17 protein-coding genes are annotated in these 20,013 nt (G+C 38.9%); 9 read left to right on the plus strand and 8 right to left on the minus strand.

Annotated features, from left to right (window positions below):
* The first annotated feature begins 103 nt into the window (after window positions 1–103).
* From JWP71_RS13295 to JWP71_RS13310, 4 genes are all read left to right on the plus strand, one after another.
* Window positions 104–1,075 (plus strand): cation diffusion facilitator family transporter, encoded by a 972-nt coding sequence (locus JWP71_RS13295; protein ID WP_299500815.1) that lies wholly within the window; start codon window positions 104–106, stop codon window positions 1,073–1,075.
* Window positions 1,075–1,515: an NUDIX domain-containing protein gene (locus JWP71_RS13300; RefSeq protein ID WP_299500817.1), complete on the plus strand. Its 441-nt coding sequence runs from the start codon at window positions 1,075–1,077 to the stop codon at window positions 1,513–1,515. The genes JWP71_RS13295 and JWP71_RS13300 overlap by 1 nt, the downstream gene beginning before the upstream one ends.
* Window positions 1,512–2,777, plus strand: a complete 1,266-nt coding sequence (gene bioA / locus JWP71_RS13305) for an adenosylmethionine--8-amino-7-oxononanoate transaminase (protein ID WP_299500819.1) — start codon at window positions 1,512–1,514, stop codon at window positions 2,775–2,777. The genes JWP71_RS13300 and bioA overlap by 4 nt, the downstream gene beginning before the upstream one ends.
* Before the next feature lie 270 nt (window positions 2,778–3,047).
* On the plus strand, window positions 3,048–3,653 hold the full coding sequence (locus JWP71_RS13310; protein WP_299500821.1) for a hypothetical protein: 606 nt from the start codon (window positions 3,048–3,050) through the stop codon (window positions 3,651–3,653).
* A gap of 90 nt (window positions 3,654–3,743) precedes the next feature.
* Here the strand turns inward: JWP71_RS13310 and JWP71_RS13315 are convergent, their stop codons facing one another.
* The 4 genes from JWP71_RS13315 to JWP71_RS13330 all read right to left on the minus strand — a co-directional run bounded on the left by JWP71_RS13315 (window position 3,744) and on the right by JWP71_RS13330 (window position 8,932).
* Window positions 3,744–5,567: an LTA synthase family protein gene (locus JWP71_RS13315; RefSeq protein WP_299500823.1), complete on the minus strand. Its 1,824-nt coding sequence runs from the start codon at window positions 5,565–5,567 to the stop codon at window positions 3,744–3,746.
* A gap of 113 nt (window positions 5,568–5,680) precedes the next feature.
* Window positions 5,681–6,319 (minus strand): DUF4412 domain-containing protein, encoded by a 639-nt coding sequence (locus JWP71_RS13320; RefSeq protein ID WP_299500825.1) that lies wholly within the window; start codon window positions 6,317–6,319, stop codon window positions 5,681–5,683.
* Window positions 6,320–6,395: 76 nt separating this feature from the next.
* A complete protein-coding gene (locus tag JWP71_RS13325; RefSeq protein WP_299500827.1) occupies window positions 6,396–8,501 on the minus strand; it encodes a ComEC/Rec2 family competence protein in 2,106 nt (701 codons plus the stop codon).
* Window positions 8,502–8,596: 95 nt separating this feature from the next.
* Window positions 8,597–8,932, minus strand: a complete 336-nt coding sequence (locus tag JWP71_RS13330; protein ID WP_299500829.1) for a MerR family transcriptional regulator — start codon at window positions 8,930–8,932, stop codon at window positions 8,597–8,599.
* A 185-nt stretch (window positions 8,933–9,117) separates the two neighbouring features.
* Between JWP71_RS13330 and alaS the strand changes: the two genes are divergently transcribed.
* The 4 genes from alaS (at window position 9,118) to JWP71_RS13350 (ending at window position 15,733) form a co-directional block, all read left to right on the plus strand.
* The gene (gene alaS, locus JWP71_RS13335; RefSeq protein WP_299500831.1) at window positions 9,118–11,802 is read left to right on the plus strand and encodes an alanine--tRNA ligase; all 2,685 of its coding nucleotides are present in this window, start codon (window positions 9,118–9,120) and stop codon (window positions 11,800–11,802) included.
* 485 nt (window positions 11,803–12,287) lie between these two features.
* The gene (gene gatB / locus JWP71_RS13340) at window positions 12,288–13,754 is read left to right on the plus strand and encodes an Asp-tRNA(Asn)/Glu-tRNA(Gln) amidotransferase subunit GatB (RefSeq protein WP_299500833.1); all 1,467 of its coding nucleotides are present in this window, start codon (window positions 12,288–12,290) and stop codon (window positions 13,752–13,754) included.
* A 61-nt stretch (window positions 13,755–13,815) separates the two neighbouring features.
* Window positions 13,816–14,946, plus strand: coding sequence for a TlpA disulfide reductase family protein (locus JWP71_RS13345; RefSeq protein ID WP_299500836.1), 1,131 nt, complete (start codon window positions 13,816–13,818; stop codon window positions 14,944–14,946).
* Window positions 14,947–15,043: 97 nt separating this feature from the next.
* Window positions 15,044–15,733 carry a response regulator transcription factor gene (locus JWP71_RS13350; RefSeq protein WP_299500838.1) on the plus strand — a complete coding sequence of 230 codons (690 nt, stop codon included), beginning with the start codon at window positions 15,044–15,046 and terminating at the stop codon, window positions 15,731–15,733.
* A 49-nt stretch (window positions 15,734–15,782) separates the two neighbouring features.
* On the opposite strand, the gene JWP71_RS13355 is transcribed toward JWP71_RS13350, so the two are convergent.
* Window positions 15,783–16,259 (minus strand): hypothetical protein, encoded by a 477-nt coding sequence (locus JWP71_RS13355; protein ID WP_299500840.1) that lies wholly within the window; start codon window positions 16,257–16,259, stop codon window positions 15,783–15,785.
* Between the two features lie 565 nt (window positions 16,260–16,824).
* On the opposite strand from JWP71_RS13355, the gene JWP71_RS13360 reads away from it, so the two are divergent.
* Complete coding sequence (locus tag JWP71_RS13360; RefSeq protein WP_299500842.1) at window positions 16,825–17,544, plus strand: pseudouridine synthase; 720 nt, start codon at window positions 16,825–16,827, stop codon at window positions 17,542–17,544.
* Window positions 17,545–17,656: 112 nt separating this feature from the next.
* On the opposite strand, the gene JWP71_RS13365 is transcribed toward JWP71_RS13360, so the two are convergent.
* From JWP71_RS13365 to JWP71_RS13375, 3 genes are all read right to left on the minus strand, one after another.
* Complete coding sequence (locus tag JWP71_RS13365; RefSeq protein WP_299500844.1) at window positions 17,657–18,256, minus strand: bifunctional nuclease family protein; 600 nt, start codon at window positions 18,254–18,256, stop codon at window positions 17,657–17,659.
* A 28-nt stretch (window positions 18,257–18,284) separates the two neighbouring features.
* Entirely contained in the window at window positions 18,285–19,262 is a 978-nt protein-coding gene (locus JWP71_RS13370; protein ID WP_299500846.1) for an electron transfer flavoprotein subunit alpha/FixB family protein, read from the minus strand.
* 23 nt (window positions 19,263–19,285) lie between these two features.
* Window positions 19,286–20,013 (minus strand): electron transfer flavoprotein subunit beta/FixA family protein (locus tag JWP71_RS13375; RefSeq protein WP_299500849.1); only part of this gene is annotated, 728 nt, incomplete at its 5' end.

Genomic DNA, 20,013 nt, shown 5'->3' on the forward strand with positions numbered 1-20,013 from the left:
TAAAATTGAAGTCTTTTATAGAAAAGTATAATATTACTTTATGTTTTTTTGCTTTCTCCTTTATGTTTTAATTAGTATAAATTTGGCGCATAATAAAGCTACTTTGAAAGAACAAAAAAAGATTATACTTATTTCTCTTATTACAGGCATTATATTAATGCTGACGAAGTTTGTTGCCTACATCTTAACTAACTCTAATTTTGTTTTAACAGATGCTGCCGAAAGTATTGTTAATGTAATTGCCAGCTCATTTGCTTTTTTTAGTATATACCTTTCATCACAACCCAGAGACGAGAATCATCCTTATGGGCATGGAAAGATTGAATATTTTTCGGTTTTTGTAGAAGGTATATTAATATTTGTTGCGGGCACGGTTATTATCATTAAATCTGTTTATGGTATATTTTATCCAAACACTATACATGATCTGTTAGTTGGTGCTGTAATTATTGGTATAACCGGAGTTATCAATGGCGCATTGGGTTATTATATGATCAATAAAGGCAAAACGCTGCCATCCATAACCATTGAAGCTGATGGCAGGCACCTGATAACCGACATGGTTACCAGCAGTGGTTTAGTAGTTGGTTTATTATTAATACATTTTACTAAAATATTAATGCTTGATAGTGTATTATCTATACTGGTAGGCTTATATATTATATTTACTGGTTATAAACTGGTTCGCAAATCTGTTGGGGGGTTAATGGATGAGGCCGATTTTGATGTTGTTACCCAAGTGGTGCAAATTTTAAATGATAAGCGGCGTGAAGAATGGATAGATGTTCATAATTTTCGTGCTCAAAAATATGGTAATGAACTGCATATTGATTGCCATTTAACGCTGCCTTATTATTTTGACCTTAACCGGGTGCATGAAGAAGTATCATTGGTTGATAAAATGATAAACAAGGAGGTTACCGAAACAGAGCTTTTTATACATGCCGATCCATGCCTGCCCAATTGCTGCCATTATTGTAGCATGCCAAATTGCCCTGTAAGGTTTGAACCTAAAACCGAGGATATAATATGGACCCTGGACAAGGTTATCCGTAATAAAAAACATTTCGAATAATGTATCAGTTCAATGTACGTGTTTATGGCCTGTTAATTAATGATGACAGGGAAATACTGATAAGCGACGAACAGGAGTATGGCATACAATTTACCAAGTTCCCGGGTGGCGGCTTAGAGTATGGTGAGGGATTGACGGACGGACTAAAGCGTGAATTTGTTGAGGAATGTGATGCAGATGTTGAAGTTCTTAGTCATTTTTATACAACTGATTTTTTTGTAAAGTCAGCATTTAACGATTCGCAAATAATAAGTGTGTATTATCTGGTTAAAAACACTTCGCCTTTAAATTTATCGATAAAAATAATTCCGTTTGATTTTGAAGGCGAGGGCCCGGTATTACAAGCTTTTCGTTGGATTAAATTAGTTGATTTGAAAGCAGAAGACTTCACTTTCCCAACAGATCAATATGTTGCACAACTTTTAATTGATAGTATATGACTTTAGTTGAGCGCGACCTGAAAGTAATATGGCACCCCTACACCCAAATGAAAACCGCGTTGCCACCTATACCTATAATAAGGGGAGAAGGCGCCTGTTTATATGATGAGAATGGTAAAAAATATATAGACGCGGTATCGTCCTGGTGGGTTAATATTCACGGGCATTCGCATCCTTACATTGCCCAAAAAGTTGCAGAGCAGTTAACTAAGTTAGAACATGTAATATTTGCAGGCTTTACGCACCCTACAGCTGTTGAATTGGCTGAGCGGCTGCTGAAGTTATTACCCGCTAACCAACAAAAAGCATTTTACTCTGATAATGGCTCGACCGCTGTGGAGGTTGCTATAAAAATGTGCCTTCAATACTGGAACAATAGAGGTAACAGACGTACAAAAATGCTGGCGTTTAAAAACGCTTATCATGGTGATACCTTTGGTGCCATGGCGGTGAGTGGCCGCAGCGCTTTTACGGCTGCTTTTGATTCGTTATTGTTCGAAGTTGAATTTATTGATCTGCCCAATATTAACAACATACAAAGTCTCAAGTCTCAAATCTCAAATCTCAAATCTGAATTAGCTTGTTTTATATTCGAGCCATTGATACAGGGATCTGGCGGGATGCTGATGTATGAAGCACAATATTTAAATGAACTGATGGCACATTGCCGTAAAGAAGACGTGCTATTAATTGCTGATGAAGTATTTACCGGTTTCGGCCGTACCGGTAAAGCTTTTGCCTGCGACCATGTTATGGAGCAACCAGATATTATGTGCTTCTCTAAAGGCTTAACAGGCGGTACTATGGCGTTAGGGTTAACTACCTGTACACAGCGAATATTCGATGCTTTTTTATCTGATGACCGCTTAAAGACCTTATTTCATGGGCACTCATTTACCGCCAACCCGGTAGCATGTTCTGCAGCGCTGGCAAGTTTAGATCTTTTTTTAGCTGAAGATACTAATAAGAATGTACAAAGAATAATGGGTCTTCATACTCAGTTTGCTTTGAAAATTAAAGATCATCCAAAAATAAAAGAGGTAAGGCAAACCGGTACCATTATAGCAATGGAATGGGAAACGGGGGGTAATACATCCTATTTTAGTTCATTACGCGATAAGCTGTATCAATATTTCCTGGATGCAGGCATTATTTTGCGCCCGCTTGGTAATATTATTTACATTTTACCTCCGTATTGCATTACCACCGAAGACTTGAGCTACATTTACAGCAAAATTGAGCAGGCGCTTGAAGAGATATAGCGACGATTACTCACCCCGCGGCACTTCGTGCGCGACCTTCTTTTGGCGGAAAGAGGGTTGGAAGTTTTTTAAATAGCCCTCTTTCCGGCTTGCCGAAAAGAGGGTGGTCAAGCGAAGCAATGACCGGGTGAGTTGACGCGTTAAGGATTGCAGCGGATACCGGCCCGTGGCTAAGGCCTTGTGCAGTATGAGCGGAAAGCCTGACCCGGAGGGAAACGTTAATATAATATCCCTGTAGAGGGTGTGAATTTTTTGAATAATAATTTAACTATGAATCTGAATAACATACTACCTGCTATAATAGCTGATAATGAATTGCATGCACGTTGGTTAAATACCCTGTCTTTGATGGAAAATACCGGTGCGCGTAAAATATCTGCCAGCGAGGACCCGGTTACCGTTACCTATATTATATTAAAACATGCTGCCGAAGAGCACCGTCATGCATTCTACCTAAAAAAACAAATTGAGAAAACAGGAACAGATTGCCACACTTATGCTGATGAATATTTAGTAGCATCAGCATATAGCAAGTACTATTTAAATATGTTGGATGTAGAAGTATGCCGCTACCTTAAAAAAGACCTGCACCTGGCAGGTAAGGAACTGCGTTTTGCTGCCTATCTGCTGGTTACATACGCTATTGAAGTACGCGCCGATGAGCTTTACCCTATATACCAAGATGCGCTTGATAATGCCGGTAGTAAAATAAATGTAAAGTCGATTATTTTAGAAGAGGAGGGACATCTGGAAGAAATGGTAAATCAGCTTCAAAAATTCTCTCCGCAATGGCAACTACATGCTGATAAAGCCGTGAAAATGGAAACACGCCTATTTAATGATTGGGTTGTTGCGTTGAGTAAGGAAGTTAATTAGAATAGATTTAGACTTACAATGTTTTTTAAAACTTTGTAAATGTCCCAGGTGTCCCAGGTGTATTCACCTGTCCCAGGGACACTTTGATGGCTAATAAGCCAAATACTCTGTAAATATCTGTTGCATAAATGCCTTGCCGTGTAGCAGGGCATTATCGGTTGCTGCTTTAGGGGCATTTTTATTTTTAGTGTATATCATCCTTTGACCAGAGCTATCGAAAGATACCGCTTGCTCCGGGAGCATAAAACCAAAGCCATTGTCCCAATCAAAAAAAGCGAATGCCGGCGCATACGGATTTAATAAATTTTTAGACCATTTAAATTTTTGTTGCGTCATATTAAGCTGGGCCAATAAGGTTGCCGCAATATCCGTCTGGTTACCCAATTTGGTAATGGTAGTGCCGCGATATTCGGGTTTTATAGCATCGCCAAAAAACAGCAATGGAATATGATATTTAACCGGGTCATAAGCAGCGGAAGTTTTTCGCGGCAAACGGTGCCCATGATCGGCCACTAAAATGAACAGCGTATTTTTATACCATGCGTGTTTTTTTGCATCTTCAAAATAAGCGTTCAGGCACGAATCAGTAAACCATGTTGTGCTTCTAAACTGATCTGCTATGTCTTTGCCTTTAAAATGCGGTGGCACAGGCAATACAAATGGCTCATGGTTAGTTAACGTTTGTATAAGCGAAAAGAAGGGCTTGGTTTGCTTGCTAAGATACTCCACATGTTTGGCAAAAAGAATATTATCATGCGCCCCCCAGGTGGAGCCCACCTCGTTTTTTGGTATTATGCGCTCATCTGTTATATGGTCTGTTTTATGATCGGCCATATAATTATCAAAATCCATGTACTCACTTGTTCCGCCATAAAAATAAGAGGTAGTATAGCCGCTATCTTTAAATTCTGTTAATAACGATGGTAGTTTTTTTTGCTTATTTGTATCAATGACAATAGTACGTATAGCTTGCGACGGGAACGCGCTTAAAATAGCAATTATACCTTTATCGGTACGGTCGCCGGCAGAATAGATGTTATTGAACAGGATGCCATTTTTAATAAACTTTTCAAAATTAGGCGCATCGCCCTTTTCGCCGCCTAATGATTGTATAACATCAGCCGTAAAACTTTCCAATTGGATGATAACCACATTAGGTTTATCGGTATTTAATACATGTATGGTAGTATCCTTTTTAACTTTGAAAGTTTCATCTACTATATTTTTTGCCTGAGCTGCAGGCAGAAAAATGTAGGGGTTATACGGACGACGCAGATTTTCAAACACGTTATTGGCCAGGTTCCATTCGGTATTTTGTGCTGCTATATCTAAAATTTGATTATCAGAAAAATAGCCCGCGCTTTGATCTATCGGGTCAGGAGATAAAGTGCCCCGAAGTATTATAAGGTTAATTCCAACTAACAAAACCGAATAGATTATTTTGTTTTGTTTAGTCTCGGCAGGCTTTTTAAAAGAATAATCAATAATTAAATTTGATAATATAATACCGATGATAAATAGGAATATTCCAATGGTCAGATGTAGTGCAACAGGCGAGGAGGCAGTTGATGACATAGACTCTGCTGGAGAGTTATACAAAGTATCAAAAGCCCTGAAACTAACTTTTGATCCCCATTCTGTAAACAAACCCAAATCAACAATACAGATCAGGCTTATCCAAAATAAACAGAACCAGGTGTACGTTTTTAACCAGATAGTTTTAAAAAGTTTTTTGCTTGTGAACCAGTTAATTATAAATACCAATAAGGGGATCAGTGCAATATAAGCAGTTGCAGATGCATCCATCCGGATGCCATATAAAAAGGTTTTTACTATATCGCCCACGGTAACACCATGAAGCTTATACCTGAAATATATTTCAAATGTGGCCCTTGTTATTGCAAAGAACAACATCCAAAAAATAAAAAATCTTATAAAACTAAAAAGGCTTCTTAACATCGGGTGGCAAAAGTAAAATATTTCACGGTATGGTTAAGAAGCCTTTTAAAAAATGTTATATAATTGACCTATCGTCCGCCCATTGCTTTAAGATCATCAAGTGATATTTTTTCAAAACCTGCAATACCAAATGTCCCTACAGGTGGTTTGGTATCACTTATTGATTTTAAGGTAACATCAACAGACTGCCCTTGTTGTGTAGTGGTAAATTGTACAGGGAACCCGCCTGCATCTGCAAAAGCTTTTGTTAAACTATTTACCGGGGCAGTTATATCTTTAGTTACCCATGCAGTAGAAGTACTGCCGCTTTTAGAATCTTTTACGGTAACTTTTTTACAGTTAAAACCGTTTATCTGTTTTGTTTCGGTGCCTGCAGTAAAGGTGAACTTTGGTGCAGCAGCTGCAAACTGATCTATTTCATCAGGAGTTAAAATAGCTGCCTTTTTTATTGACGCTACCGGAACATCAATTACTACAGCAAAATAAGTACCCTTACTGTTGCTAAGCAATTTTATAGTTGCAGGGCCTTGTACTGTAACGGCTGCACTTGAATCGGCAGTAAAATATATTTTAGAGTCTACATCACCTGCAGCTGTTGTTAAACCATAAATAGCAATACCTTGTGTATAAGTTTTTTGTGCGCTGGCGTTAAATGCAATAGCTGCAAATGCCAGGCCTAATGCAACTTTAAAAAATTTAATATTCATATTGATTTGTTTATAAGTACATATTTACTTGTTTATCGTTTATCAAGCAAATTTTCGCTGTTTTTTTAATGTATTTTTAGTTAGATGATATCATTAACGAATTGTTACGCTTTATTGTTTGATATTTTATCTGCATTAATTGGGCTTGCGTTTCTAAATCATTAACCAGTTTATTGGTATTGCTGCCATCTATAACCAGCATGGCGTAATCATAGTTTTTATTAAGCTCATTTACAGTTGTATGTGGATTGCCGGTTATATATAGATAGTCTACTTTTAATTTATGAACCAGTTGCTTGCTTTCTATATCCTTATTAAATAGCAATACTTTTTTATTTTTGAATTGAATAAGGTTCTTGTTTTTCATTAAAAAAGCGGCATTAATATTTTGCTTTAAATTATATAAAGCGGTATCAGCTATTTTACAGCTATCAAGGTAAGGCTGTATGGAGTATTGATAGTTCTTATCATCGGCTTTAATATCTGATAATATCACAGCTTTATCGCCTGTTTTAAATACCAGTCCCTGGTGTTTCTTTAGATTTAAAAATGTGATACTGTCTGACCGCAAAGTATTAATGCGCTTCGCGCTAATGCTCACTCCTAATAAAAGCACAAGCAATAAGCTTACTTTTAACAGCCATGTCTTTCTGTCAAACAAAAAATAAAACAGGCAGATAATAATTATATAGGCCAGTATATATTCGGCCGTGGTTAACCATAGTTTACCAATGCTTGCAAATGGCGAGTACTCTATCAGTGTCAATACCTTATTCATTATCAAAATTGATTTTTCCAGCACATAACCCAATGCTGCAGATACAAAAGGCAATTGAGGTATCAATAAATAAAACAAACCGGTGTACATAATGATCAATATGGGTACCGTTATAAATAAGTTGCTAACCAAAAAATAAACAGGGAACTGGTGGAAATAAAACGCACTTAACGGAAAGGTTATCACCTGCGCGGCTATGGATACGGAGCAGAGCGCCCATAATTTATCGGCCCATTTATTTTTAAATATAACCCATTTATAAACCACCGGCTGGAAAACGATCAACCCAACAACTGCCAGGTAGGAGAGTTGGAAACCGACATCAGTAATAAAGAATGGATTGTACAATAACAGGAAGAATGCGGATATGGCCAGTATGTTTAATGTATTAATATACCGGCTATAAGTTTTGCCAATAATAATTAAGGATATCATTACCGCGGCCCTGCATACAGCTGGCGAAAAACCGGTAAGTAATGAATAATACCAGATAAGTGAAATAATGATTAAAGCTTTAAAAACCTTCCCATATCTGTATCGCCCTAAAAAACCGAACGCCAGATTAAGCAATAAATAAATAATAGCCACATGCCCACCCGAAACCGAGAGTATATGTATAGTGCCGGTTTTTGAATAAGCTTGCAATATATCATTGCTCAAATCGGCTTTGTAACCTAATATTAGGGTTGATGCAACAGCTATGGCCGAAGTATCGTGCATGTTTTGCTTTAATTTCTCCACAAGTCGTTGCCGCAATCGTAAAGAATAAGCTACAATTGAATTGCCTGCATTCCTGTTCAGGACAATAAATTGTTTAGGATAAAGAAAAGCCTGATGGTAAATATTTTGGTTAGCTAAGTATCGCTTGTAATTAAACTCTGCCGGATTATAGGGTGGCTCAACTACATTATATCGCGACGGTATCAGTAATTCATCACCATAATAAAGCTTGTTTGCCGAAGTGTCTTTTATGGCGATAAGCAGTGTGCCGGTTGTATTGACACTTTTGCCATTATTAACTTGTTGTTCAACAATTGAAGTAAACCGTACTAATCCGTTTTTTATAGTAGGTTCGTTGTTGATCTTTACGATAAGGTATTGAGCAGGTGTTTTATAGAAGTGTTGTTCGTTGTTTAATTCATTATAGCGGATAATGCTAACCCATCCGGTTAAAAATAAAATGAAGGTCATTAATAACCCGCCGACCCATCTTACTTTATACAACCCAAAGCGGGCATAATTAATATTGAGGATTATAAAGATTAAGCTAAAAAACAGCAGGATTATAGTTAGCCAATTGAAGTAATGTAATGAAAATATAAAGGTCAGCCCCGCAGTAATCCCTAACAAAAAAGGAATGATAAGAATTACAAATGGTATTTCGCCTTTATGATTCGCTATCACCGACTGAACACGATTTTAGGATTTATAAGTTTAGATTGTATTACGATTATGATCTACTAATTTAATCAAAATAATCCTTAAATCCTAAAATCGTGTTATAGTTGATCCCTAACTTCTAATAAAAATTTCTTTAAATTTTCAAGCGAATTGATAACCTTTTGGCTGTCTTTAGTACTAGCCATGTTGCTTTTTAAATATTCTTTGGCACCAGGCAGGGTGTAGCCCTTGTCTCTTATCAGGTTAAAGATGATCTTTAGGTTCTCGACATCCTCTGGAGTAAACAGTCGGTTACCTTTCTTGTTCTTTTTGGGTTGTAGAACATCAAACTCTTTTTCATAATAACGTATTAATGATGCGTTCACATCAAACATAGCCGTTACCTCGCCCATGGTATAATACATTTTATTAATCTCGTGTTCCTTCTGAGGCATGTACAAATGTAGGGGTTAATTTCGAATTTAGATTTTCAATTTCGGATGTAATATTATTTTGATTCGTATTGATATAAATTTAGTTGTTATCCAGCGAAATGCCAAAATCAATTTAATCAGCGGTTCAGACAAACTTTCCGCCTTTCAAACTTTCGGACTTTCCGACTAATAATTACCTTTGCTTTATGACCGCTAACGAAATACGACAGGCTTTTCTTGATTTTTTTGCTTCTAAAGGGCATACCATAGTACCCTCTGCACCTATTGTTGTTAAAAACGACCCAACGCTGATGTTCACCAACGCAGGTATGAACCAGTTTAAGGATATATTTTTAGGTGAAGCGCCCGCAAAATCACTGCGAGTGGCTGATACACAGCGTTGTTTGCGGGTATCAGGCAAGCATAACGATCTGGAAGAGGTGGGTATTGATACCTATCACCATACCATGTTCGAGATGCTGGGCAATTGGAGTTTTGGCGATTATTTTAAGAAGGAGGCCATCGAGTGGAGCTGGGAACTGCTGACGGATGTATTAAAGATAGATAAAGACCGCTTATACGTTACCGTTTTTGAAGGTGACGATAAAGACGGTTTACCTAAGGACCAGGAAGCTTATGACTTCTGGAAACAATATGTGCCAGAGGCTCACATCCTGTTAGGAAACAAAAAAGACAACTTTTGGGAAATGGGCGAAACCGGCCCATGCGGCCCGTGTTCTGAGATACATTATGATAACAGGACGGAAGGTGAAAGGTTAAAGGTAAAAGGTTCTGACTTAGTTAATGCTGATGATCCTCAGGTTATTGAGATTTGGAACAACGTGTTCATGCAGTTTAACCGCCTTAAAGATGGTTCATTGCAGGTGCTACCTGCCCAACATGTGGATACAGGCATGGGCTTTGAGCGTTTGGTAAGGGTAATACAAGGGAAATCATCCAACTATGATACGGATGTGTTTTCACCTACCATTGAGTTCATCGCTCAAAAATCAGGAAAAAAATATAATGCCGCTGCCACACCCGGTGATGCCGATTGGAACACAGCCGTTGCCATGCGTGTATTAGCCGATCATATCCGTGCGGTAAGCTTTACAATTGCAGATGGACAATTGCCATCAAACAATAAAGCAGGCTACGTTATCCGCAGGATATTACGTAGGGCAGTTAGGTATCAATACCAATATTTGGAATTTAAAGACCCGTTTTTAAATACGTTAGTGCCTTTATTGGCCGAACAGTTTAAAGGTGTTTTTAATGAATTGTATAATCAGAAGGATTTTGTGCAGAAGGTGATTTTGGAGGAGGAGGTTTCTTTCTTGAGAACATTGTCAAGTGGCCTTTTTCGCTTTGAAAGATATTTGGGCAGTAAAACACAGGAACCTTTTGCGCTTTTAAATGTAGACGGGGACAAAGTAGGGTCAGTAATAGATGGAAGGTTTGCATTCGAGTTATCTGACACCTATGGATTTCCGTTAGACTTAACGGAATTAATGGCCCGAGAAAAAGGATTTGCCGTAGATACCGTTGGTTTCGAAATCGCTCTTCAAGCCCAAAAAAACCGCTCCCGTGCTGCATCCATAGTTGATACCGGCGATTGGGTTACGCTAAGAGATGAGGATACCATATTCACTGGTTACGATGAAACCGAAACCATAGCCCACGTAACCAAATACCGTAAAGTAACCGCAAAGGGCAAAGAGCAGTACCAGCTGGTACTGGATAAAACGCCGTTCTACGCAGAAAGCGGCGGCCAGGTGGGAGATACCGGCGAGCTGGTTTTCCCGGATGGCGAGGTGGTTAATGTTACCGATACTAAAAAAGAGAACGGCCTTATTGTGCATTATGTAGATAAACTGCCCGAGGATATTGATGATGCTTTAACAGCTATTGTCGACGATGAGCGCCGTAATAATATAATGAACAACCATAGTGCTACGCACTTGCTGCATGCCGCTATGAAACAGGTTTTAGGATCGCACGTTAATCAAAAAGGGTCATTGGTTAACAGTGACTACCTGCGGTTCGATTTCTCGCATTTTGCAAAGGTTACCGATGAGGAATTGTCTTTGATTGAAGCAATTGTAAATGAAAAGGTTCGCGAAAATATCGCTCTGCAAGAAGAACGCGATGTGCCTTATGATGTAGCTATAAACGGCGGCGTTACCGCGTTGTTCGGCGAGAAGTATGGCGATTTTGTGCGCGTTATAACCTTTGATGAGAAATTCAGCAAAGAGCTTTGCGGCGGTACGCATGTAAAAGCTACGGGCGCTATTGGTTACTTTAAAATCATATCAGAAAGTGCCGTTGCTGCAGGTGTGCGCCGTATCGAAGCTATAACCGGTGTAGGTGCAGAGAATTTTATTAATGAGCAAACCAAGCTGGTTAGTCAGGTAAAAGAATTATTGAAGAACCCTAAAGACATTGCCAAAAGCATTGAAAGCCTGATAGAAGAGAACACGCTTTTAAAGAAAATAATAGAAAAGGTCATACTCGAGAAAACACACGGCTTAAAAGATGAGTTGGCCAAAACGACTGAATTTATTAACGGCGTAAACTTCATCGCTCAAAAAGTGGAGTTGCCAAATGCTGATGCGGTAAAAAACCTGGCTTATCAGTTAAAGGATATTGTACCCAATCTTTACCTGGTGCTCACTGCCATTATTGACGGTAAACCAAACATCACTGTAATGATAGCCGAGAACGTAGTAAAAGAAAAAGGCCTTAACGCCGGCAACATTATACGCGAGCTGGCTAAGGAGATTCAGGGCGGCGGCGGCGGTCAGCCATTTTTTGCTACGGCTGGCGGCAAAGATGTAAATGGATTGGATGCGGTATTGGTTAAGGCCAAAACGTTTATTAGCCCCTCCTAAATCCTCCCCGGTAGGGAGGACTTTAAAATGCGGAAAATAAAAGTCTCCCCAACCGGGGGAGATTTAGAGGGGGCTAATAACGTGTTTGTTTGTTACACGCAAGAGTGAAACAAAATGTAACAAGTGAAACAAGATTTTGGCTTAACAAATTGAAATACAGTAATTTATGAAAAAGTGATGTAACAAAATGTAACAACTTATTCGTCAGTTTTTTTAAGCGTAATCTTAGGTTTGTTAATTGATAATCAAATAATTACAAATCACCACTTTTAAAAGTGGTGTAACAAAGTATTTGACAAGATGAAACAAAATTACTGACAAAATATAGCGTCACCATTTGCTGCGTAATTTTAATTAGATGCGATATTAATAAAGCGAAAAGCTTTGTGCGTAATAAAGATTTGACAACTTTTAAAAAGTTGTCAAATCTAAATAGTTTATATATTTGGCGTTGGTTAACGCAAATATTGTTGATCTTTTAGTATATGACACTTCTATCGGAAGAAATCAGTGAAAAATATGAGTTAGTTGTTGGATTAGAGGTTCACGCTCAATTATCTACTTTAAGTAAATCTTTCTCATCAGATTCTGCAGCTTTTGGTGCCGAACCCAACCATCATGTTAGCGCTATATCGTTAGGGCATCCGGGCACTTTGCCACGCATAAACAAACGTATGGTAGAATATGCCGTTAAAATGGGCCTGGCCTGTAATTGCAGTATCAACCTTAAAAATAGCTTTGCCCGCAAAAACTATTTCTATGCTGATTTGCCCAAAGGTTACCAGATAACCCAGGATCAGATGCCTATTTGTTTAGGGGGGGCTGTTATGGTAAGATTGGCTAATGGCAGCACAAAAAATCTGGCGCTGCACCATATCCATATGGAAGAAGATGCAGGCAAAAGCATGCATGATAATCATCATGAAGATTCTTTGATCGACTTGAACAGGGCAGGAGTGCCGTTGATCGAGATCGTATCAGAACCTGATATGCGCAGCAGCGAAGAAGCAGGTCAGTTTTTAACTGAAATACGTAAACTGCTTCGTTACCTTGATATTTGCGATGGTAATATGGAAGAGGGGAGCATGCGTTGCGATGCCAATATATCCGTAAGGCTTAAAGGAGCGACAGAATATGGCAATCGCTGCGAGGTGAAGAATTTAAACTCTATACGTAACGTTCAACGGGCTATCGAGCATGAATTTGCCCGCCAGATAAAAGTTATTGAAAACGGCGGACACATCGACCAAAATACATTAAACTTTAACGCTGATACCGGCGAAACATCTGTTCTTCGTTCAAAAGAAATGGCAAACGATTACCGCTATTTCCCTGAGCCCGACCTGGTACCTTTAGTATTAGATATGGCTTATGTAGATAGTATACAAAAATCATTACCAGCTTTGCCTAATCAGCTTTATAAAAAATATACAGACCTGGGTTTATCAGATTATGATGCTTCGGTAATTACTGCCGATAAGGAAGTGGCCCTATATTTTGAAGAACTGATTAAACATACAGCAAACTATAAAGCCGCGGCCCACTTAATGATGGGTGCAGTTAAATCATATTTAAACGAAACCGGTTTACCAATAACCAACCTGCCTGTTGAACCCGCAACCCTTGCCGGATTAATTAAGCTGGTTGATGCCGGTTCTGTCAATAATTCTGTAGCTTCACATAAGTTATTTCCTGCTATGTTAAAATCTCCGGGCAAAAGCGCGGATGTGCTTGCAGGCGAACTTAACTTGTTAATTACCACAGATAGTAACGACGTGAACCAATATATACAAGACGCGTTGGCTAAGTTTCCGGATAAGGTGATAGAGTACCAAAAAGGTAAAAAAGGCGTTTTGGGTTTGTTTATGGGCGAGATCATGAAGAGCTCTAAAGGAAAAATAGATCCGCAGGCAACAAACCGGTTATTAATTAAACAGTTGGAATCAAAATGAAACCATAATGAGCAGCCGCTCAAAACGAGCTTCATTACCATTAAAAAGCAAATCATAAATAATGAAAACACGTTCAGTAGTTTATAGCCTTATTGGCTTAGTTCTTTTAATTGCTTCATGCAAAGATGATTCGGCATTCAAAATATCAGGCACAGTTAAAAATCCCGGAAACATTAAAAAGGTGTACCTGCTTGAAGCTGATAGCGTACAGGTAAGCGTTATTGATTCGACCAATTTAAGCGAAAGCGGCAAGTTTGAATTTAAACATCCTGCCCCTTATACCAACTTATATAAATTAAGAGTAAGCAGTAATATTTTTGATCTGATAGCAAAAAACGGAGATGTTATAGATTTTACAACCGATTTGAATGATAAGGCACATACGTATGTGATCAGCGGGTCTGAAAATTCCGAAAAAATACAGCAATTCAACAAGCTAAGTAATTTTTATGGCGATAAAAACAGCAAGGTAGTTGAAGAATATCAGGCTAAAGCAGGGCAGTTGGGTAAACAATCAGATTCATTAATGGCAGTTTACATGCCGCGCTTCCTTAAAAACTTGTCAGACTATAGCCATGCTATTTTAAGCTTTGTTGATTCAAATAAAACATCGTTGGCGAGTTTTTATGCCATGTCATCATTAGAGCCGATGAAGTATGAGCAGCAATTAGTTGCTTATGCTGATACGTTAAAAGACAAAGGTACTTTTAGTGATAACCCCGGTGTACAGCGTTTTATACGCCAGATGATGGAAGTTAAGCCGGTATCAATAGGGCATAAAGCGCCCGAGTTTACAACGCTTGGCATAGATGATAAGCCGGTTAAATTAGCAGATTATAAAGGCAAATATGTAATGCTTGATTTTTGGGCATCATGGTGCGCCCCTTGTCGTGCAGAGAATCCTAATGTGGTTAAAGCTTATGCTGCATTTAAAGATAAAGGATTCAATATATTAGGCATATCGCTTGATGTAGGTAAAAAAGAATGGCAGCAAGCAATCACTGCGGATAAATTAACATGGAGCCATGCATCAGACCTAAAACGTTTTGACGGGCCCACCGAAGCTTTGTATCATATACAAGCTATACCTGCAAACTTCATTATTAACCCCGAGGGAATTATTGTTGCAAAGAACTTAACAGGTGCGGCGCTTGAAGATTTTTTAAACAAAACATTTAAAAAGCCTCAATAGAATGTTAAGATAAAACACTACTTAACAATTTGTTAATATTAAATTTACTGTAAGCTTTTTTTAAGTACATACTTTTATAACAAAAAAAGAATCGTTCATGAACAACTCTACAAAACAGAAGATACTTATAGTTGATGATGAGCCGGATATTTTGGAGCTTATTGAGTATAATTTAAAAAAAGAAGGCTACCAGGTGTTTTTAGCACGTAATGGTCAGGAAGCAGTTACCGAAGCTAAAAGATCATTACCTGATCTGATTGTTCTAGATATAATGATGCCTAAAATGGATGGCATCGAAGCATGTCGTATTATGCGTACTATGCCCGAGTTTAAAAATACCTTTATGGTGTTTTTAACAGCACGGAGTGAAGAGTATTCAGAAATTGCCGGCTTTAACGTTGGGGCTGATGATTATATTGCAAAGCCAATTAAACCACGTGCATTAGTTAGCCGCATCAACGCCATATTACGCAGAAATGCTCCTGCCGAAGATATGACCGATAACAAGCTGGAAATTGGCGACCTGGTTATAGACCGCGAAGCTTATCTTGTTTTCAAAAAAGGCGAAAAGGTTGTATTAGCTAAAAAAGAGTTTGAACTGTTATACCTGCTGGCATCAAAACCCGGCAAGGTTTATACCCGCGAGATCATCCTGAAAAATATTTGGGAAGATTCTGTAGTAGTTACTAATCGTACTATTGATGTACATATACGCAAGCTCCGTGAAAAACTGGGCGATGATATAGTTGCCACCGTAAAAGGTGTAGGCTACAAATTTGAAGCATAAAACAAAGGGCCCCGATTTGGGGCCCTTTGTTATTTTGTGAAATTTAAATTTAGAATACCGGTTTTCTTTTGGCTTTAATTGGAGTTGATGTTGGTTTTGCATCAACTGCTTTTTTAGCATGTGCAACTTCGGTTTTTGCATTAGCCGTTACAGCTTTAGCTTTTGTAGCAGCTTTTGCTTTTACACCATCAGCTGCTTTTTTTGCTTTAGCGGTGATATCCTTTGCTTTTGCATCGGCCTTTGTTTTAACATCAGCAACTTTAGCTTTTGCATCTTTTGCAACAGTTTTTGCTTTGGCAGTAGTATTTGCGGCATTTTTTTTAACCGCTGCTTTAGCAGTAGTTGCTTTTTTAGCTGCTGATCTTTTAGCAGGTGCTGTTTTTTTTGTCAGATCTTTGAATTTATCTTCGGCTGTATCTTTTATGTCTTCGGCTTTGTCTTTGGTACCATCCCAAAGCTCTTCAATTGTTTCTTTTACCTTTTCGAAAAATCCTTTTTCTTCAGGTTTGGTTGCGTTATTACTCATAATGTTCAGTAATTAGTTTATTGTATTGTTTCAGATAATAACCGAACCAGTTTAAGTTTGTTTGTGAGCGTAAAAAATTTAATGTCATTTCGAAGGAACGAGGAGAACTATCTCTTGAGCGATAGCGAAAAAATCTATACACAAGTTGGGCCACCTTGCCTTATATAGACTTCTCTCTTCGTTTGGAATGACAATCAGATGTGTTCGAAAGATTTATAATTCTCAACAGGCATCGTTTAAATAATAAGGACATTGCAATCAGAGGCATAGCCTCGGCCTATATTGTAACAACGGATTTTAATCCGTTGGGTATGAAAAAACACATAAGTAAAGAACCATAGGTTCGGCCCATTTAAAATCAAATATGTATCGTGCCTACTGCACTCGTTGCCCATGTGGGATCAGTTGCCAACGGGTTAAAACCCGTTGTTACAAGATTTATCCGAGCCGATGGCTTTTTTAAAAAAAAACTAAAATCTTCCGAACGCTCCTAAATGACAATTCGGAATAGGGGTGCTAACCCTTAAATTTAAAAACCGTATTTTTGCCGCCTACAATTTAATACATGAAGATTCCCAAATTTGCCGACCTGATACTTTTTGAAGATGATGACCTTATTGTAATAAACAAGCCAGCTTTTATAAGCTCGCTTGATGAACGTGAAGGCGGCGAGATCAATATACTGCGTTTAGCTAAAGATTATTCGGCAGATGCGCAGATATGCCACCGGTTAGATAAAGAAACCTCAGGGGCTTTAATTATAGCTAAAAACCCGGAAGCATATCGTACTGTGTCCATGCAGTTTGAGAGGCGACAGGTTAATAAAGTATACCATGCTGTAATTGACGGCACGCATGTGTTCGAAAAATTATTGGTCGATCTGCCGATACTTAACGTAGGTAAAGGCAATGTAACTATAAGCAGGCAGGAAGGTAAGCGTGCCGAAACCTGGTTCCAATCCATAAAATACTTTAAACATTATACCTTGGTGGAATGCCGGCCTGTAACCGGCCGTATGCACCAAATACGTATACATTTAGCTACACAGCGTGCATCCATATCAGGTGATGAAATGTATAAAGGCAAGCCGGTTTTTCTGTCTTCTATCAAACGCAAATACCATTTAGGGAAGGATCAGGAAGAGCTGCCCATTATGAAGCGTTTTGCGCTGCACGCTTATGAGGTTACCTTTAAAATAATGGATGGCACCGCTGTCACCATTCATGCTCCATATCCAAAGGATTTTGAAACGTTGCTGAAGTTGTTGGAGAAGTTTGATAGTTAGACCAAAATAAACCACCACGTCACTATCTTAGTATAAATTTCACGAAATTCTGAAGATGAAATGACGTTAAAGACTTGCGAAGTTTTTAATGAGCTTCGCAAGTCTGACAGGGTTACGACGCTTTACGGCGATTTAGTTCATCGCGTATTTTAGCGGCTTTTTCGTATGATTCTTCTGTGATGGCCTCTTGTAATTTGGTTTTTAATTCGTCGGTACTTAAAGAAGAAAAGCCCGAAGCTGATGTAACAGGGTTAACCTCCTCGGGCGTCTCTGTGATATTTTCCAGGTAAACAAAATCATTACCCTCAATTACAATACCCGCGCTTGACAGAATAAATTCATAAGTATAAATAGGGCAGTCAAATCTTACCGCTATAGCAATGGCATCAGATGTACGGGCATCAATTTCCATTGACTTTTTCCCGTCAGAACAGATCAATTTTGAATAGAATATTCCATCAACCAAATTATATATAATAACTTCCTGAACCATTATATGGTAGGCCTCGGCAAAGCTTTTAAACAAGTCATGCGTGAGCGGCCTGCTTGGGGTCATTTTTTCTATTTCAATAGCAATAGCCTGCGCCTCAAAGCTTCCTATAATAATAGGGAGCCTGCGCCTTCCGCTAACTTCCCCCAAAACCAGTGCATACGCCCCTGATTGGGTTTGACTGTACGACAAACCCACAATATCGAGCTTTATTTTTTTCATATTATTACCCATCACAACAGATCCTATTTTATGCTAAGGTTTTATGTTCTTTAATTGCTGCTATCAATTTTGGTACCACTTCAAAGGCATCACCAACTATGCCATAATCGGCTACTTTAAAAAAGGGAGCCTCTGCATCTTTATTTATAACTACGATCACCTTTGATGAACTTATACCCGCCAAATGCTGTATAGCGCCCGAAATTCCTATTGCAATATACAAATTTGGACTGACAGCTATGCCGGTTTGCCCAACATGTTCGCTATGCGGCCGCCATCCGGCATCTGATACCGGTTTGGAGCAGGCAGTGGCAGCGCCTAGCAGATCGGCTAATTCCTCTATCATGCCCCAGTTTTCAGGTCCTTTTAAGCCGCGCCCGCCTGATACTACTATTTCGGCATCAGGCAAAGAAACCTTATCTGTAGAGCGTACTATCTCTTTCAGCATTGCTTTAAAGTCTGATTCTTTAGTTTCCACGCTAAAATCTTCAACCTGTGCGGGTTTTGCGGTTTCAACTATTTTATAAGAATTTGGCGTAAGCGCTATTACTTTATTGGCCGATGTTAATTCGACCATTGCAAACGCTTTACCCGAAAATGCCGTTTTTTTAACATGAAATTTGCCACCACTCTGATCTGGCAATGATACAGCGCCATCAACTATCCCTGCTTCCAGCTTAACACCTAATCTTGGCGCTAAGCCACGGCCCGAAAATGAATTTGATAGTACTACAATATCTGCACCCTGTTTTTTCGCAGCTTCGGCAATAACAGAAGCGTAAGCCTGGTTAACAAAGTTTTTTAGTTTGGCGTTAGATACATTTAATATTTTTTCGGCCCCATATTTTGCTAATGCATTTAATTCGTCGGCACTAACATCGCCAATAGAAATGGCAATAAGGCCGGTGTTATTCTGGTCGGCAATTGCCCGGGCGTAGCTTACTGCTTCAAAAGTTGATTTTTTGAATTTTCCGCCGGCATTTTCCGCATATATTAAAACTGACATAGTTTACTTATCTTATTAATAAATTATATAACTCTTGCTTCTGTATGCAGCAATTCTACCAGTTTAGCGGCATCATCTGCCGGTACAAGCTTTACTTGTCCGCGGGGTGCCGGTGTTTCATAACTAATTATCTCTGAATTTGTTTTTACTTCAACAGGCTCAATAACAGTCAACGGTTTGGTACGGGCAGACATGATGCCCCGCATATTAGGTATTTTAGGTTCGGCAACACTCTCGGCAGTACCGGCTATAAAAGGGAGGGGGATAGTTAATACTTCTTTGCCGCCTTCAATTTCGCGCTCAACGATTGCTTTATTGCCATCCACATCCAGTTTTTTGATGATAGAAACCGACGGAAGGTCCAACAATTCGCCCAACATCCCGGCAACCTTTGATCCGTTATAGTCTATAGATTCGCGCCCGGTTAAAACCAGGTCGAAAGGATTTGCTTTAATATACTGCGCTATTTGATAAGCCACATACCAGGCATCGTGCGGTTTTGCGTTAATACGTACCGCGTCGGTAGCGCCAATAGCCAGCGCTTTGCGTATAGTGGGCTCTGTATTAGCCTCGCCCACATTTATAACGGTTACTGTACCGGTGCCCTCGGTTAACTCAATAGCACGCGCAAGGGCTATTTCGTCATAAGGGTTTAATATAAATTGCACCCCATTTGTATTAAATTGGGTGTTGTTATCAGTAAAGGTTATTTTTGTCGTGGTATCAGGTACATTACTTATACAAACAAGTA

Origin of the sequence: Mucilaginibacter sp. (assembly GCF_028287845.1) — a bacterium.
Classification (GTDB): domain Bacteria; phylum Bacteroidota; class Bacteroidia; order Sphingobacteriales; family Sphingobacteriaceae; genus Mucilaginibacter.

Coding starts and splice junctions, on each gene's coding strand:
- JWP71_RS13300 (WP_299500817.1), top strand. CDS start 1,075: ATGTATCAGTTCAATGTACGTGTTTATGGCCTGTTAATTAATGATGAC.
- bioA (WP_299500819.1), top strand. CDS start 1,512: ATGACTTTAGTTGAGCGCGACCTGAAAGTAATATGGCACCCCTACACC.
- JWP71_RS13310 (WP_299500821.1), top strand. CDS start 3,048: ATGAATCTGAATAACATACTACCTGCTATAATAGCTGATAATGAATTG.
- JWP71_RS13315 (WP_299500823.1), bottom strand. CDS start 5,567: ATGTTGTTCTTTGCAATAACAAGGGCCACATTTGAAATATATTTCAGG.
- JWP71_RS13320 (WP_299500825.1), bottom strand. CDS start 6,319: ATGAATATTAAATTTTTTAAAGTTGCATTAGGCCTGGCATTTGCAGCT.
- JWP71_RS13330 (WP_299500829.1), bottom strand. CDS start 8,932: ATGCCTCAGAAGGAACACGAGATTAATAAAATGTATTATACCATGGGC.
- alaS (WP_299500831.1), top strand. CDS start 9,118: ATGACCGCTAACGAAATACGACAGGCTTTTCTTGATTTTTTTGCTTCT.
- gatB (WP_299500833.1), top strand. CDS start 12,288: ATGACACTTCTATCGGAAGAAATCAGTGAAAAATATGAGTTAGTTGTT.
- JWP71_RS13345 (WP_299500836.1), top strand. CDS start 13,816: ATGAAAACACGTTCAGTAGTTTATAGCCTTATTGGCTTAGTTCTTTTA.
- JWP71_RS13350 (WP_299500838.1), top strand. CDS start 15,044: ATGAACAACTCTACAAAACAGAAGATACTTATAGTTGATGATGAGCCG.
- JWP71_RS13355 (WP_299500840.1), bottom strand. CDS start 16,259: ATGAGTAATAACGCAACCAAACCTGAAGAAAAAGGATTTTTCGAAAAG.
- JWP71_RS13360 (WP_299500842.1), top strand. CDS start 16,825: ATGAAGATTCCCAAATTTGCCGACCTGATACTTTTTGAAGATGATGAC.
- JWP71_RS13365 (WP_299500844.1), bottom strand. CDS start 18,256: ATGAAAAAAATAAAGCTCGATATTGTGGGTTTGTCGTACAGTCAAACC.
- JWP71_RS13370 (WP_299500846.1), bottom strand. CDS start 19,262: ATGTCAGTTTTAATATATGCGGAAAATGCCGGCGGAAAATTCAAAAAA.